Genomic DNA, 14,562 nt, shown 5'->3' with positions numbered 1-14,562 from the left:
CTCAGTCGAGCGCGAGGCGCAGGAACGGCGAGGGCTCGCGCTCCACGAATTCGCGGCGTACGTGCGCCAGCAGCTCGCGCTGGCTGCCGAACGGCAGCAGCGCGGCGGCCTCATCCAGGGTGACCCAGCGGAACGCCGAGTGCTCGCCGTTGAGGCGCACCTGCACTCCCTCGGCCACGCGCGCCACGAAGGCAGGCACGATTTCGATGGCGTCCGCTGCAGCGAGATAGACCTGCTCGCAGAAGCTGGTGGCCCAGAAGCTTTGCGGCACCAGCGCGGTTTCCTCGCGCAATTCGCGCAACGCGGCCTGCCAGCCCGTCTCGCCCGCCTCGACATGGCCGGCGAAGTAACTCCACGCACCGTCGAGATAGGCGCCGGCGCGCCGCGCCACCAGCATGTGCGTCGCCGCGCCCGAGCCGCGCAACGCCACCACGGACACCATGGTGCTGCGCACCGGCAGGCCGCGTCCGACGCTCATGCGGATGCCAGCAGCTCGCGGCTGGCCGCCGCGCTCGGCCGTGCCGCCACGCGCGTGAACCACGGGCCGATGCTCGGCAGCGTGCGGTCGAAGGGCTGGTTCACACCGGCGCCGAAATCCAGCCACACGTAAAGCCAGATATCCGCCGCGCTGAAGCACTCGCCGCACAGCCACGGCCCGGCGCCGAACAGGCCATCGAGCCAGGCCAGGCGATCCTGCGCGATGCGCTTCAGGCCTGCCGCTGCCTCGGGCGCCACCGGGATGCGCGGCGCGAAGCGCGACAGACCCTCGGCGTAGTGGAAGGCGTTGTGGATGAACTCGGTGACGTTGAGCTCCACCCGCCGCCACCATTGGCGGGTCAGTGCGCGCTGTTCCGGCGTTGCGCCGACCAGCGCCGGCGCGGGGTGCAGCTCCTCCAGGTATTCGGCGATCGCCACCGCCTCGGCCAGCGTCGAGCCGTCGTCCAGCCGCAGCGCCGGTGTCTGCCCGGCCGGGTTGATCGCAAGATAAGCGGGCTCGCGGTTCTCGCCGCGCATCACGTCCACCGTCACGGCCGGCAGGCGCAGGCCTTTCTCCAGCAGGAACATGCGCAGGCAACGCGGCGCGGGGCTTATGGCATCGTAGACCAGCACAGCACGACTCCCGGGCGGCACCAACTCGGTGCACACTACACCCTCTCCTTTCCCCGCACCCCGCTTCCATGGCCAACGACTACCTGATCCGCCGGATCGAGCCTTCCGACAACGCGGCCATCGCCGCGATCATCCGCACCGTGATGCCCGAGTTCGGCGCCGACGGCCCCGGCTTCGCGATCCACGACGCCGAGGTGGACACGATGTGCGAGGCCTACGCACAGCCACGCAGCAGCTATTTCGTGGTCGAGCGCGACGGGGCGGTGATCGGCGGCGGCGGCGTGGCGCCGCTGCAGAATGCCGAAGCGGACGTGTGCGAGCTGCGCAAGATGTATTTCCTGCCCGCCGCGCGCGGCATCGGCGCGGGTGCGGCGATGATGCAGCGTTGCCTCGACGCGGCGCGCACGCACGGCTTCCAGCGCTGCTACCTGGAAACGCTGACCGGCATGGACGCGGCGCAGGCGCTGTACAAGCGCAGCGGTTTCACGCCGTTGTGCGCACCGCTGGGCGGTACCGGACACTTCAGCTGCGACCGCTTCTTCATCCGCGAGCTGTGACCGTGATGACCGCCATCCGCACCGCCCGCGACGAAGACGCCGCAGCCATCCACGCCATCTACGCCCCTTCGGTCAGCGCCGGCACGGCCACCTTCGAGACCGAACTGCCCGGCGTGGACGCCATGCGCGAACGCCTGCGCGCTCGCCTCAAGCACTACCCGTGGCTGGTGTGGGAAGAGGCCGGCGAGGTGCTGGCCTATGCCTATGCCGGACGCTTCCGCGAGCGCGCCGCCTACGACTGGATCGCCGAGACCTCGATCTACGTGCGCGCCGACGCGCAGCGTCGCGGCATCGCACGCCAACTGTACGGCGCGCTGCTGGACGTGATGCGGCAGCAGGGCATCACCCAGGCCGTCGGCGTGATCACCCTGCCCGGTGCGGCCAGCGTGGCGATGCATGAGGCCATGGGCTTCCAGCCCGCCGGCGTGTGGCGCCAGTGCGGCTACAAGCTGGGGCAGTGGTGGGACGTGGGGGTGTGGCAGAAGGAACTGCAGCCGGCGGCGAATCCGCCCGCAGCCGTCATCCCGTTCCCCCGGCTGCCGCCAGCGCAGTTGCAATCACTGCTGGAACGCCAACACTGAATTCCCAACGCGCGTAGGGCGGGCACGGCCCGCCGCTTTGTCCTCACGATGCCGAAGAAGCCAAAGCTGGCGGGCAGTGCCCGCCCTACAACTGTGCGATGCCATAAAAAAAACGTGCCCGCGGTGGCGGGCACGTCTTCATGCGTCGCGGTCGAACCGACTTACTGGTTGAGCAGCAGGTCGACGATCACGCCGGTGGCGATCGCCACCAGCAGGTAGTCGCCGCTATCGCTGCGCACCCAGCGATAGCCGCGCGGCGGTTCGCGCAGGTCGGCGTCGCGCCAGTCGTACACCACGTAGCGGGTGCTGCGGTATTCCTCCGGCAGGTAGCCGCCGCGCTTGTACCAGCCCTCGTGGCGGCCACGGTCGTGCCAGTTCTTGTAATGGCCGTAGGCATGGCCGCGGCCACGACCGTGACCCGGTCCCTGGTCGTCGTCATCGTCGTAGCGCACGTAGCGACCGCCATCCTGATCATGGCCGCGACCGCGATCGCCATCATCCTGCTCATACCCGTCATTGTCGTGACCATGGCCACGACCGTGGCCGTAACCCTGCGCCAGCACGGAGCCGCTGGCCAGCATCAGCATCGCACCGCACACGACGGACAGACCTAGCAGCTTCTTCATGTGTCGATCTCCACTTCTATGGACCATGGGGCCGCCCGCATCGTACCGGCAATCACCCCGGCACTGCTGTGCGGCCCGGCACAAAGCTTGCCCCGGCCAGCCCAACCCGGCATGAACCGCCCGGACCCGGTCGGATTCGCGTTCAGCCTGCAGCAACCGGGGCCGCTCGGCTACCATTGGCGGCTTTCAGCATCCATTTCGGGGGAATTCCTATGCAGCTCGATCAGGTCAAGGCGATCATCACCGGCGGCGCCTCCGGTCTCGGCCACGCGGTGGCGCAGCACTTCGTCGCCCACGGCGGCAAGGTCGCGCTGTTCGACGTCAACGACGACAAGGGCCAGGCCGCCGCGAAGGAGCTGGGCGGCGCCGCGCGCTTCTTCCGCACCGACGTCACCTCCGAGGACGGCGTGGCCACCAACGTGGCCGCCGCGCACCACGCGATGGGCGGCCTCAACGTGGTGATGAACTGCGCTGGCATCCTCGGCGCCGGCCGCGTGCTGGGCAAGGAGGGCCCGATGGCGCTGTCCACCTTCGCCACCACCGTGATGGTGAACCTGGTCGGCAGCTTCAACGTGGCCAAGGCCGGCGCGGCGCTGATGCAGAACAACGAGGCCGGTGAGGACGGCGAGCGCGGCGTGATCGTCAACACCGCCAGCGTGGCCGCGTATGAAGGCCAGATCGGCCAGGCGGCGTACTCCGCCTCCAAGGGCGGCGTGGTTGGCATGACCCTGCCAATGGCGCGCGAGCTGGCCCGCTTCGGCATCCGCGTGGCGACCATCGCACCGGGCATCTTCTGGACTCCCATGATGGACGGCATGCCCGAGTCCGTGCAGCAGTCGCTGTCCGCCTCGATCCCGTTCCCCTCGCGCCTCGGCAAGCCGCAGGAGTTCGCGCAGACCGTCGCCTTCATCCTCGGCAACCGCTACATCAACGGCGAGACCATTCGCCTCGATGGCGCGGTGCGGTTGGCTGCCAAATAGCCGGGATTCGGGATTCGAGATTCGGGATTCGTACAATCCGCATCGCGCAAGCCCTGACGCCCCGGCTCCAGAACGAATCCCGAATCCCCAATCCCGAATCCCGGAAAAAAAATGAAAGCTTCCGACGTCAAGAAAGGCAACGTGGTCGAACACGACGGTACCGTCTACCAGGTGCGCGACATCGAGCGCAGCGCGCCCACTGCGCGCGGCGGCAACGTCACCTTCCGCTTCACCATGTATTCGATCCCCGGCGGGCGCAAGTACGACCTCAGCCTGCGCGCCGACGACGATCTGCGCGAGATGGACCTGGTGCGCCGCGCGGCGAACTTCTCCTACATGGATGGCGAGGCCTTCGTGTTCATGGACGCCGAGGATTACACCCAGTACCCACTGTCGCCGGAACTGGTGGGCGACAACGCCGGCTACATCGTCGAGAGCGTCGAGGGCTACTACGTGCAGCTGATCGACGACGCCCCGGTGGGCCTGCAGGTGCCCACCAGCGTGGTGCTCACCGTGGTCGACACCGCGCCGGAGATGAAGGGCGCCAGCGCCACCAAGCGCACCAAGCCGGCCAAGCTCGACACCGGCATCGAGATCCAGGTGCCTGAGTACATCAGCAACGACGAGAAGGTGTGGGTGAACACGCTGACCGGCGAGTTCGCGGGTAGAGCCTGACGCGTTTGCGACAGTCCAGTGGACTGTCGCGCGTCAGGCTCCGGTGAGGCATGGATGCCGGGCGGACAGCGCCGCAAGGACGCCTGCTCGCCCTCCCCTGTTGCGCTGACACACAGAACGCGAGCGTGAGGCCTGCGGCACCTGGTTTTGCCATACTCGTCCCTCACCTCGCTGCTCATCACGCCTGATGCCCTCCAGCGCCTATTCGCTCCGCGCCCACGCGCTCGAAAGCCTGACCGCCATCAAGCGGCCGGACGTACCGTGGCGGGTGGTGCTGCGCAATACCGCGGCGGTGGTGCTGCCGCTGGGTGTGGGCATGGCCACCGGCCACCCGCAGATCGGCCTGGGCGTGGCCGCCGGCGCGCTGGACACGATGTTCTCCGACCAGCACGGGCCCTATCGCCAGCGCATGCAGCAATTGCTGCTGGCCTCGCTGGCCGCCGGCCTCGCCGCGCTGGTGGGTTTCCTGATCGGCGGCCAGTTGCTGCCGATCCTGCTGGCTACGGCGGCCTGCGGCTTCTTCGGCGGCCTGCTGGTGGTGTTCGGCACCGACACCGCGCGGGTCGGCATGACCAGCATGATCCTGCTGGTGATCACCGCCTCGACGCCGGCCTCGCTCGAGCATGCGCTCGGCGGCGCCGCGCTGATCTTCGCCGGCGGCCTGCTGCTGATGGTGTTCTCGCTGGCGGCGTGGCCGCTGCAGCGTTACTGGCCGGAGCGCATGGCGCTGGCCAACGTATACGCGGGGCTGGCGGAACTGGCCCGGCAGCCATCGCACGACGAGGCCGACGTGCCGGCGCTGACCGAGGCGATGACCACGCTGCAGCAGACCCTGCTCGGCCGCCACCGCGCGCACGGCCGCGCGATGGAGGCGTTCGGCGTGCTGCTGGAGCTGGCCGAGCGGATCCGGTTGGAACTCACCGCGATGAGCGCGCTGCACGCCGAGCCGGGCATCCATGCGCGGTTTCGCGACGACGCCGCACACGTGCTGGCAGCCATCGCCGAGGCGCTGGAACGCGGCGACTCGCCCGAACGCGCGCAGCGCATGCTTGAGGCCCTGCGCGCCAGCGAGCGCATCCTGCTCGACGGCAACGAACGGGCGCCTGGGCTGGCCGCGCACATCCACGCGCTGGCCGGCCAGCTGGCCGCCGCGGTGCGCAACGCCGACTGGGCCGGCAGCCGCGGCGAACTGCGCGCCAACGCGGCCGAAACCCGGCTGCCGCCGTCGCTGCGCAGCAACTCCCCCTGGGCCACCCTGCGCGCCAGCCTCACGCCGCGCTCGGTGGCGTTCCGCCATGCCGTGCGCATGGCGGTCTGCCTCACTGCCGCCCTGTGGCTCTCGCGCCAGCTGCAGCTGCCGCACGGCTACTGGCTGCCGATGACTGCGGCGATCGTGCTGCGCCCGGACTTCGCCGCCACCTTCAACTTCGGCCTGCTGCGCGTGCTCGGCACCGTGCTCGGGTTGGTGCTGACCACCGTGCTGCTGCACGTCACGCCGGACGAACCGTGGGCGCACCTGGCGCTGATGGCGCTGCTGTGCATGGCGTTCCGCTACCTGGCCAGCGCGCACTACGGCATTGCGGTGGCGGCGCTGACCGGCACCGTGGTGATCCTGCTCTCGTTCGACGGCGTGAACCCGGGCCTGGCGGTAACCGACCGCGTGATCAACACGGCGCTGGGCTGCGGCATGGCCCTGCTCGCCTACGTGGCCTGGCCGACCTGGGAGCGTGGCCGCGCGCGCGCCGCACTGGCCGACATGCTGGACGCCTACGCCAGCTATCTGCACGCCCTGGCAAAGCCCGGGCAAACCGCCCTCCACAACGACACGCGCAGCGCGGCACGCACCGCGCGCACCAACGCGCAAGCCTCGATCGACCGCATGCGCACCGAGCCGGCCACGCCGCCGGAACTGCTGGCCCTGGCGCGCGCGCTGTTCGCCAACGGCAACCGCCTGGCGCGCAGCGCAATGTCCCTGGAAGCCACCCTCGACGATCTCGCCACACTGGCCGAACCGGCCGGCGTCGCACGCTTCGTCGAACAGGCGGCCGGCAACCTGCGCGCGATCGCCGCCGCCCTGCGCGAACAGCACCCGACCGGCCCGCTGCGCGACCTGCGCGCGCTGCAGCGCCGGCTGGTCGGTGCGATGCAGGAAGGTGATGCCCCTGCGGCCGCCGAGCTGCTGGCACGCATCAGCGACCGCCTGGTGGACAACGTCGACACGCTGGCCTACGTGACGAACCGCAGCCGGCCGGACGTTCCCGTCCGGTAGGGCGGGCACCGCCCGCCGCTGTTTGCTTCAAGGGCCGGCGGGCAGTGCCCGCCCTACCAAGCGCGACGCCACTGCACGGAGGTTTTACACTGCGCGAATGCTGAAGATCGACACCCACGCGCACATCCTGCCCCGCGACTGGCCGAATCTGGCGGCGAAGTTCGGCGATGACCGCTTCCCGGTGATGACGCATACCGACGGGCGCCACCGCATCTACAAGGACAGCCGCTTCTTCCGCGAAGTGTGGGATTCGGCGTTCGATCCACAGACGCGCATCGACGACTACGCCCGCTTCGGCGTCGACGTGCAGGTGATCTCCACCGTGCCGGTGCTGTTCTCGTACTGGGCGCCGGGCCACCAGGCGCTGGAACTTCATCGCCACCTGAACGAGCACATGGCCGGCATCTGCCGCGACTTTCCGCGCCACTACGCCGGCATAGGCACCGTGCCGCTGCAGGCGCCGCAGCTGGCCGTGCGCGAGCTGGAACGCTGCATCGACGAGCTGGGCCTGCAGGGCGTGCAGATCGGCTCGCATTGCGGCGACTGGAACCTGGATGCGCCAGAGCTGTTCCCGTTCTTCGAGGCCGCCGCCGATCTCGGCGCCGCGGTGCTGGTGCACCCGTGGGACATGATGGGCATGGCCAGCATGCCGAAGTACTGGATGCCGTGGCTGGTCGGCATGCCCGCCGAACAGTCGCGCGCCGCCTGCTGCCTGGCCTTCGGCGGCGTGCTGGAGCGGCTGCCGAAGCTACGCGTGATGCTGGCCCACGGCGGCGGCAGCTTCCCCTACACCATCGGCCGCATCGAGCACGGCTTCAAGATGCGCCCCGACCTGGTCGCCACCGACAACCCGCGCAACCCGCGCGAGTACCTGCAGCGTTTCTACTTCGACTCCTGCGTGCACGACGACCGGGCGCTGCACTATCTGCTGGATGTGACGGGCGCCCGCCAGGTGATGCTCGGCACCGACTATCCTTTCCCGCTGGGGGAACAGCAACCCGGCAGCGGCATCGAGGCGCTGGGCCTGGACGAAGCCGACCGCGCGCGGCTGTTCCACGGCACCGCGTTGGAATGGCTGAGTCTGCCCCGCCACCGCTTCGCTCCCGATCCCATCACGAAGGAACCCGCATGAGCCTTCTGCGCAGCACCATCCTCGCGATCGTCTTCGCCACTGCCCTGCTGGCCGGTGGTGCGCGCGCCGCCGACGTCAGCATGGCCGACGGCAGCGTCCACTTCAGCACGCCGGGCAACTGGCTCGACATCATGGAAACCCAGGGTGACCCCGAAGCCCGCGTGTTCCAGGTGCCCGACCCCTCGCCCACCGGCAAGAACAGCCTCGCCCGCGTCACCGTCACGGTGAAGCAGGTGGCCGACCTCAACGGCTTCAACCAATACCGCAGCGAAGCCACCGCCAAAGCCATGGCGCTGCCCGGCTACAAAGCCAACGAAGTGCCGCCAGGCCCGAACAGCAACGTCTACACCGCGCAGGAAAACGCCGCCGCCTTCAGCTACACCGAGCACTACTGGTTCAAGAACGGCCACGCGATCCAGCTGCGCTGCATGCGCCCCAGCCAGACGCAGGCCGGTGCCGACTGGAAGGCCGCCTTCGACAAGGGTTGCGACGCGATCGCCGCACAGTTGAAATAATCAACTGCCTTGCTCCCTCCCCTGCCCCGCAGGGGAGGGTTGGGCGACCGAAGGGAGTCCTTTAGGTGTGGGGTAGCTCTTGATCTTCCCGCACGCCCGGACAACCCCCTCCCAACCTCCCCCTGCGACCGAAGGAAGTCCCTTTGGGACGTGCAAGGGGAGGAGCCGCTCTCAGAGACTGAACGATGCCCGCAAGTTTCGAAGCCACCCTCGACTGGGCCAACGCCCGCGATGCCGCCGACCCGCTGCGCGCATTCCGCGACGAGTTCCTGATCCCGCCGCACGAAGGGCGCGACAGCGCGTACTTCTGCGGCAATTCGCTCGGCCTGCAGCCGCGCGCGGTACGCGAAGCCGTCAACGCGGAGCTGGACTACTGGGGTGAACTGGGCGTGGAAGGCCACTTCAAGGGCCGCCTGCCGTGGATGGATTACCACGAGTTCGTCCGCGACGACCTCGCCACCATCGTCGGTGCGCAGCCCACCGAGGTGGTGACGATGAACACCCTGGGCGTGAACCTGCACCTGATGATGGTGAGCTTCTACCGCCCCCGCGCCGAGCGTCCGGCGATCCTGATCGAGGCCGGCGCGTTCCCCACCGACCGCTACGCGGTGGAATCGCAGATCCGCTTCCATGGCTTCGACCCGGCCAGCGCGCTGATCGAGCTGCAGAGCGACGAACCGAACGGCACCACCTCGCTCGCCGCCATCGAGCGCGCGCTGGCCGAACATGGCTCGCGCATCGCGCTGGTGCTGCTGCCCGGCGTGCAGTACCGCACCGGCCAGGCCTTCGACCTCGAGGCGATCACCGCACTCGGCCACAAGCACGGCTGCACCGTCGGTTTCGACCTCGCCCACGCCGTCGGCAACCTGCCGCTGCAACTGCACGACAGCGGCGCCGACTTCGCCATCTGGTGCAGCTACAAATACTTGAACAGCGGCCCCGGCGCGGTCGGCGGCGCCTTCGTGCACGAACGCCACGCCCAAGCCGTGCTGCCGCGCTTCGCCGGCTGGTGGGGCCACGACAAGGCCACCCGCTTCCAGATGGGCCCCGAGTTCCGCCCGACCCCAGGCGCCGACGGCTGGCAACTGTCCAACCCGCCGATCCTCGCGCTGGCGCCACTGCGCGTGTCACTCGAGATCTTCCGCCGCGCCGGCATGAACGCACTGCGCGAGAAGTCGCTGCAACTCACCGGCTACCTGGAATGGCTGGTGCAGACGCAGCTAGCCGACGTGCTGCAGGTACTGACCCCCGCCGAACCGCAGCGCCGCGGCGCCCAGCTCTCCATCCGCGTGACCGGCGGCCGCGAGCGCGGCCGTGCCCTGTTCGAATACCTGATGGACCACGGCATCATCGGCGACTGGCGCGAGCCGGATGTGATCCGCATCTCGCCCGCGCCCCTGTACAACCGGTTCGCGGATTGTCTGGCGTTTGCGGAGGCGGTACGGGCCTGGGGTCGCGGCGACTGATTCGGGTCCTGTAGAGGCTCGTTGAGCTAGCTCTTTACGCCGGCTCCCCTCGGCTCGAGTCCGCACTCCGCATGACGCGGCAGCGATGGGGTCAGCGAGCCGAAAACTCGCCAGGGTCCTTTCGAGTCAATGTCTGGAACGCCTGCATGATCTGCTCCGGCGTAAATCCGCAATGGCCTTCGCCGACCGGCGGCAATACCGTCGGCGCACGGCCATGCGCGGCCTGCACCATGGCCGGATATACCGGCTGGTAGCGCGCGGGAATGAGGGGATCGTCGTTGTCGTACTGCAGGACCAATGGCTTGCGGATCTTGCCGCTGAGCGAGGTTGCTGCTGCCAGGTAACGCACCGCTTGTGGGTCGCCCGCGTAGCGGTGCACACCGCGATTGAACGCCGCATCGTCACCGAAGCCGGCATAAATCGTCGCGCGATTGTCAACCGGCAGGCCTTTCGCACGCGCGACCATTTGGTGCAGGACCAGGTAATGCACGCCGATGGTGCCGGCCAGGCGTTCGCGCGATACCTGCGCGTGCCTGGCAAGGAGCCGTGCGGCGTCTTCATTGGTCTTCAGCGCGGCATCCACCGCGTGCATCACCTCCATCTGGCCCAGCGTCGGCCCGGCAGGATCGGCAAGGCCGCCCTGCGGCAATCCGGCTGTGCGGGGAAAAAAGTAGTCGAACGCCACGAGAGAGGTCAGCACATCGTCGAACACGCGCGTGCCGGGCACGTTGGCGCCGCACAGGGACAACGCGCCGTCGTAGTACTTGCCGTGGTGCTCCAGACTCGCCAGCGCGACGTAGCCGCCCATCGAGAAACCGACGAGGTAAGTGCGCCTGGGCTTGCCGTACTTGTGTCCGAACCACGCACGCAGCCGCTCGTTGTCGCGCAGCGCGTCATCCACCGCCCACCCTTGCGAGGCAAAGCTGCTCTGCGCCACCGCGTACCCGGCCGCGAGAAACAGCGGAGCTTCATCGCCCAGCGGTTTCGGCATGGTGCGCGGCGTGCCGATCGGCTCGAAGCCGTGCAGTTGCATGACCAGTTCGCCGTTCCAGTTCGCGGGGATATCCACCCGGTACGGCGCGCCTTCCAGAACGCCGGTGTCCACCGTGGGAGTGGACTCCGCTTTACGTTCGGGGGCGGCATCGCGCGCGTGCGCCATCCCCAGACTCAGAGCGACCACCATCAAGAGGACGACTGCACCATTGGGTTTCCGGATCATCTGGAGCAACTCCTTAGCTTTGGGAAGGAAACAGAGGTCAGGCCAATCTTCAACGATGCCCCGGAACAAGCCATATATCAGCTGTGGTGCGGAGCATACCGCCGCTGGCTCACCGCCCGGCGAACACCACCGCCGGTTGCAGCTTCACCACCGGGCGCACGCTGATCAGCGCGGCCACCACGCTCACCACGACCACGCCCAGCAACCCCGCCAGCGGGGTGAACCACAGCATGCGGAACGGGAAGCCCAGCCGCACCACGACCTCGCCGGCGATGCCGCACAACCCCAGGCCCATGCCGGTGCCCAGCAAGGCGCACATCGCGGTCTGCGCCAGCACCATCGCGGTCAACGTTCCCGACGGCGTGCCCAGTGCCTTGAGCACGGCGTACTGGCTCTGGTGCTCGTAGGTGAACATGTAGAGCATGATGCCGGTGACGCCGAAGCCCATGGTCATCGCCAGCATGAGCATCGCCGCGATGTCGCCGACGTCCTCGGAGTTGACCAGGAACCAGCGCACCGTGTCGGACTTGAAATCCGCCGTGGTGCGTGCGCGCAGGCCTGTGCGCTGCTCGATGCGCCTGGCCACCTCGGGCGGCGAGGCGCCCGCCACGGTCCGCGCCATCACGAAGGTCAGCGTATGCGGCTCCACCGGCAGGATGAGCAACGCGTTGGACAGCGTGGTGTAGAGCAGCGGCCGCGGTGGGAAACGCGGCAGGGTCGAGGACTGGCCCAGCACGCGCACCAGGTGCTCGTTGACCAGCAGCTCGTCGCCGCTGCGCAACTCGCGCGTCGGCACATCCAGGTGCGCGCCGTCGTGCGGCCACTGGTCCTGCGGCAGCGCCGGCGTCTCCAGCTTGCCGCTGGTGCCGCCGGCGTCGACGATCACCGCAGCGCGCGCGCGCAGCTCGTCGGGATTCCGTCCGGGCACCACCGGCGCGCCGGCCAGCGAGGCGTCGTCCACGCCGATCACCTGGAAGGTCTGGAACTGTCCGTTTGCGAAACGCACATCCGCGTTGCCCAGCGCCAGCGGCACCGCGCGGCTGACGCCGTCGACGCTGCGCACCCGGTCCAGCGCGGAGGCCGGCATGTTGATGGTCTGCTCCACCGACTGCACCGCCGGGTCCATCACCCACACGTCGGTGGCGCCGTTCTCGGAGATCAGCGCGAAGCCGTTGGTCATGAAGCCGCAGAAATACGAGGCGGCGAAGGTGACCAGGAAGGAGGTAAAGGCGATCCCGAACAGCAACCCCACGAACTTCGCGCGATCCGCCGCCAGCATCTTCAGCGCGATGCGGAACATCAGCGCTGTCCGCCCGCCGGCTGGCCCGGCGCGGGCGGCACCTCGATGAAGGCATCCATCTGCTGCCCGAGGTACACCGGCAGCGTGCCGCGCTCGAAGCTGTAGATCACCTGCAGCACGCGGACGTCGGTGCGCTCCGTGCTCAGTCCGGTCAGCGACGTCTTGGGAGTGACGTACGGCTCGATGTACTCGAAGTGCAGCGGGATGGACAGGCGCGAATTGCCGCGCACGAACGCGCGTGCCTGCGTGTGCGGACGGACGCGCCACGCGTCGTTCTCGTCGATGTCCACGCGCAGGTACATGCGCTGGTCGTCGCCGATCAGCACCAGCGGCTTGGCCACCTCACCCGCCGGCGCGAACTCGCCCACCCGCACGTTGACCTGCAGGATGCGTCCAGCGATGGGGGCATGAGCCACCGCGCGGGCGATATCGACCTCGATCTGCTGCTCGGTCGCCGCAGCCGTCTCCACCGCAGAAGCAGCCGCCTCCATGTCGTCCCTGGCGTTGGTCAGCGCCTCGACGCTGAGGGCAGACTTGTCGAGGCGCTGCAGATTCGTGAGGTAATCCAGCCGGTGTGCGGGCTTCGCCAGTGCCGCCCGGGCCAGCCGGACATTGGCCTTGGCCACGCCCAGGCGCGCCTGCAGGTCGCGGTCGTCGATGCTGAAGAGCGGAGCGCCGGCCTCGACCTCGTCGCCCGGTCGCACGTCGATCGCGCTGACCACCCCGGGCACGGCGGTGCCGACCGACACGTTGCCCAGGCCGGTTTCGGTGATGCCGGTGCCGACCACATAGTCGGCGAAGGACACCTGCTCCATCGGCGCCGCCGAGGTCGTCACCACGGCCGAATCGCCGGAGCGGAACACCACCGCCACCGCGATGATGGCGCCGGCCAGCGCCAGGCCGGCCAGCAGGTAGATCCGCTTCTCGAATGGCGCCATCACGACTGCTCCCCCTGCCGCCCGCCCTCGCTGATCTCGATGATCCGCCCGTCCTCCATGCGCGCCATGCGATCGGCGTAGTCGAAGGTCCGGTTGTCGTGCGTGACCACGATCAGCGCCCGGTCGGACGCACGGGCCACGCCGCGCAGGATGTCCATCATCTCGTGTCCCGTCTTCGCATCCAGGTTGCTGGTCGGTTCGTCGCACACCACCAGTTTCGGATCGTGCACCAGCGCACGCCCGATGGCGACGCGCTGCTGCTGTCCGCCGCTGAGCTTGCGCGGCAGCGCATCGGCGCGCGCCCCCAGCCCGACTTCCTCGAGCACGGACCTGGCACGCTGCTCGGCCACCTCCCGCGCCACGCCGGATATCAGCAACGGCACCGACACGTTCTCCACCGCCGTGAGCGCGGGCAGCAGGTTGAAGGCCTGGAAGACGAAACCGATGCTCTCGCCGCGAAAGTGCGTGCGCTCCGCCTCCGTCATGCGGCCGATATCGCGGCCCAGCACCTCGCAGCTGCCGTCATCCCGGTCGAGGATCGTGGTGATGATCGAGATCAGCGTGGTCTTGCCGCAACCCGATGGCCCCACCAGCATCAGCAGCTCCCCGCTGCGCACATCGAGATCCACGCCGCGCAGCGCATCCACGCGCTCGTCGCCCGAGCCATAGTGCTTGGTCAGGCCGCGGCAGCGCACGGCAGGTTCCTGGTCTGCGCCTGTCATCGATGGCCGCTGCCTTCAGGAGTATCAAGACCCGATTGTAGCCCGCCACCATGAACGCGAAAGGCATGGACGCTGCGCAAGAAATCTCGCGGATTCGCTGGCAGCAGCCGGCGACCCTCGAGCGTGCCGATCCCTGCGCTGGCGCCGCTGCGCATGGCGCAACCGCGCGAAAAGCTTCTTCAGCTCATCCATGTGAGCGTTGGTCACAAGCGCAGCGGCGTCCTGTTCGACTGCCTGATGAGCCACGGCACCAGGGATGACTGGCGCAAACCCGTCGTGGTCCGCCTCCCGCCTGCGCCGCTGCACAACCGGTTTGCGGATTGTCTGGCGTTTGCGGAGGCAGTCCTCAGTGTGTTGCATCGATGAATTGAATCCACAACCCATTGCTGACAGTCGCGACAGTCAGCTTTCGGCGACACTGGTTGTGCCCGCGGCAGCTAGCTTCGGGCCAGCCTTGAGCATGCAGACATCG

General features: G+C 68.6%; 16 protein-coding genes. 9 read left to right on the top strand and 7 right to left on the bottom strand.

Features of this window, described 5'->3' with window-relative positions; translation table 11 throughout:
* Position 1: 1 nt before the first annotated feature.
* Positions 2-478, bottom strand: coding sequence for an NUDIX hydrolase (locus tag LRK53_RS07670; RefSeq protein ID WP_235642602.1), 477 nt, complete (start codon positions 476-478; stop codon positions 2-4).
* Complete coding sequence (locus tag LRK53_RS07665) at positions 475-1,110, bottom strand: glutathione S-transferase family protein (RefSeq protein WP_027492744.1); 636 nt, start codon at positions 1,108-1,110, stop codon at positions 475-477. The genes LRK53_RS07670 and LRK53_RS07665 overlap by 4 nt, the downstream gene beginning before the upstream one ends.
* A gap of 68 nt (positions 1,111-1,178) precedes the next feature.
* Here LRK53_RS07665 and LRK53_RS07660 point away from each other — a divergent pair, with 68 nt between their 5' ends.
* On the top strand, positions 1,179-1,667 hold the full coding sequence (locus LRK53_RS07660) for a GNAT family N-acetyltransferase (protein WP_027492745.1): 489 nt from the start codon (positions 1,179-1,181) through the stop codon (positions 1,665-1,667).
* Between the two features lie 5 nt (positions 1,668-1,672).
* On the top strand, positions 1,673-2,248 hold the full coding sequence (locus LRK53_RS07655) for a GNAT family N-acetyltransferase (RefSeq protein ID WP_027492746.1): 576 nt from the start codon (positions 1,673-1,675) through the stop codon (positions 2,246-2,248).
* A gap of 161 nt (positions 2,249-2,409) precedes the next feature.
* Here the strand turns inward: LRK53_RS07655 and LRK53_RS07650 are convergent, their stop codons facing one another.
* Entirely contained in the window at positions 2,410-2,874 is a 465-nt protein-coding gene (locus LRK53_RS07650; protein WP_027492747.1) for an RcnB family protein, read from the bottom strand.
* 212 nt (positions 2,875-3,086) lie between these two features.
* Between LRK53_RS07650 and LRK53_RS07645 the strand changes: the two genes are divergently transcribed.
* The 6 genes from LRK53_RS07645 (at position 3,087) to kynU (ending at position 9,911) form a co-directional block, all read left to right on the top strand.
* Complete coding sequence (locus tag LRK53_RS07645; protein WP_027492748.1) at positions 3,087-3,854, top strand: SDR family NAD(P)-dependent oxidoreductase; 768 nt, start codon at positions 3,087-3,089, stop codon at positions 3,852-3,854.
* A 111-nt stretch (positions 3,855-3,965) separates the two neighbouring features.
* Complete coding sequence (efpL, locus tag LRK53_RS07640; protein WP_027492749.1) at positions 3,966-4,529, top strand: elongation factor P-like protein EfpL; 564 nt, start codon at positions 3,966-3,968, stop codon at positions 4,527-4,529.
* A 187-nt stretch (positions 4,530-4,716) separates the two neighbouring features.
* Positions 4,717-6,798, top strand: a complete 2,082-nt coding sequence (locus tag LRK53_RS07635; protein ID WP_027492750.1) for an FUSC family protein — start codon at positions 4,717-4,719, stop codon at positions 6,796-6,798.
* 97 nt (positions 6,799-6,895) lie between these two features.
* A complete protein-coding gene (locus LRK53_RS07630; RefSeq protein WP_235642601.1) occupies positions 6,896-7,930 on the top strand; it encodes an amidohydrolase family protein in 1,035 nt (344 codons plus the stop codon).
* Positions 7,927-8,445: a hypothetical protein gene (locus tag LRK53_RS07625; RefSeq protein WP_027492751.1), complete on the top strand. Its 519-nt coding sequence runs from the start codon at positions 7,927-7,929 to the stop codon at positions 8,443-8,445. Before LRK53_RS07630 ends, LRK53_RS07625 begins: the two co-directional genes overlap by 4 nt.
* 185 nt (positions 8,446-8,630) lie before the next feature.
* Positions 8,631-9,911, top strand: a complete 1,281-nt coding sequence (gene kynU / locus LRK53_RS07620) for a kynureninase (protein WP_027492752.1) — start codon at positions 8,631-8,633, stop codon at positions 9,909-9,911.
* Between the two features lie 91 nt (positions 9,912-10,002).
* On the opposite strand, the gene LRK53_RS07615 is transcribed toward kynU, so the two are convergent.
* From LRK53_RS07615 to LRK53_RS07600, 4 genes are all read right to left on the bottom strand, one after another.
* Positions 10,003-11,130 carry an alpha/beta hydrolase family protein gene (locus LRK53_RS07615; RefSeq protein ID WP_027492753.1) on the bottom strand — a complete coding sequence of 376 codons (1,128 nt, stop codon included), beginning with the start codon at positions 11,128-11,130 and terminating at the stop codon, positions 10,003-10,005.
* A 109-nt stretch (positions 11,131-11,239) separates the two neighbouring features.
* On the bottom strand, positions 11,240-12,430 hold the full coding sequence (locus LRK53_RS07610) for an ABC transporter permease (protein ID WP_027492754.1): 1,191 nt from the start codon (positions 12,428-12,430) through the stop codon (positions 11,240-11,242).
* A complete protein-coding gene (locus tag LRK53_RS07605; protein WP_027492755.1) occupies positions 12,430-13,368 on the bottom strand; it encodes an efflux RND transporter periplasmic adaptor subunit in 939 nt (312 codons plus the stop codon). The genes LRK53_RS07610 and LRK53_RS07605 overlap by 1 nt, the downstream gene beginning before the upstream one ends.
* Positions 13,368-14,063 carry an ABC transporter ATP-binding protein gene (locus tag LRK53_RS07600; protein ID WP_027492756.1) on the bottom strand — a complete coding sequence of 232 codons (696 nt, stop codon included), beginning with the start codon at positions 14,061-14,063 and terminating at the stop codon, positions 13,368-13,370. Before LRK53_RS07600 ends, LRK53_RS07605 begins: the two co-directional genes overlap by 1 nt.
* Positions 14,064-14,213: 150 nt before the next feature.
* Between LRK53_RS07600 and LRK53_RS07595 the strand changes: the two genes are divergently transcribed.
* A complete protein-coding gene (locus LRK53_RS07595) occupies positions 14,214-14,456 on the top strand; it encodes a kynureninase/PvdN C-terminal domain-containing protein (protein ID WP_185754638.1) in 243 nt (80 codons plus the stop codon).
* Positions 14,457-14,562 lie beyond the last annotated feature (106 nt).

It is taken from the genome of Rhodanobacter thiooxydans, assembly GCF_021545845.1.
GTDB lineage: Bacteria > Pseudomonadota > Gammaproteobacteria > Xanthomonadales > Rhodanobacteraceae > Rhodanobacter.
Note: the sequence above shows the minus strand (reverse complement) of the source record. Positions and strands in the feature narration are given on the sequence as shown.